The following is an 808-nucleotide window of genomic DNA, read 5'->3' as shown; positions in this document are numbered from 1 at the left end:
GGCGGTGTGTCACATGTAATGCTGTTGCTCGAGGTTAAATTGCCAAAAGAACCATTGAATGGCGAGATTATGCCACTTCTCTAATTTTGAAAAAGATAAAGCTTTTCGGACTAGCCGACTGACTCTGGCTCTTATAGTCGCATTAAATCCCTCAATGTAGTACGTGAGGTCTTTACCTACTTTATGCTGGTTTTTAGGAATAATGCTTTGGTAAGCTTCCCAATGATCTGTTTCAAAATAACATTCACGTAGCGTGGAGGGAATCTTTTTCCAAAATTTTTTAGCTGCACTTTTGCCTCTCCCCCCAATATAACAAGCTACCACTAGGCGGTGAACTGGGTCGTATGCCACCCATATCCAACGTTTTCTCTTTTTCTTTTGAACGAAAGACCATAATTCATCTGCCTGTATACCAAAGACTTGTAATTTTTTGATGCGCTTTTCAACAGCAGCGCTTATTCCTAAATGCCTTGGTGTCTGTTCCCAAAGGAGGTGGCTAAACGCTTGTAACCATGTAAGGCTGACTCCAAAAACACGACAAATCGCACGCAGAGATAAACGTTCTTTTAGGGCTTTTTCGATTAAAAACTTCAGCCACTCTGGCTTGGTATGCTTATTATTTAAAACGAACTGTCTACCACAACATTTGCACTGATGATTTTGCTTCCCATAGTAGGTGTGGCCGTTCTTCTTTATCTTTGTACTCTGACAATTTGGGCAGAACAAATACATGATTTCATAGTTTGGTCACTACAAAATTATGGTTTTGCCTGAATTGTCTTCTCAGCATTACATCTGACACACCGCC

The 808-nt window shown here is 40.6% G+C and carries 1 protein-coding gene; it reads right to left on the bottom strand.

Annotation, left to right across the window (positions count from 1 at the left end):
• Window positions 1–9: 9 nt before the first annotated feature.
• A complete protein-coding gene (locus ACRBG0_RS10280) occupies window positions 10–732 on the bottom strand; it encodes an IS1 family transposase (RefSeq protein ID WP_431486809.1) in 723 nt (240 codons plus the stop codon).
• Between the last annotated feature and the right edge of the window lie 76 nt (window positions 733–808).

Source organism: Lewinella sp. (assembly GCF_050633125.1).
In the GTDB taxonomy this organism is placed as follows: Bacteria; Bacteroidota; Bacteroidia; order Chitinophagales; family Saprospiraceae; genus Lewinella.
This window is presented reverse-complemented; position numbering and strand designations above follow the sequence as displayed.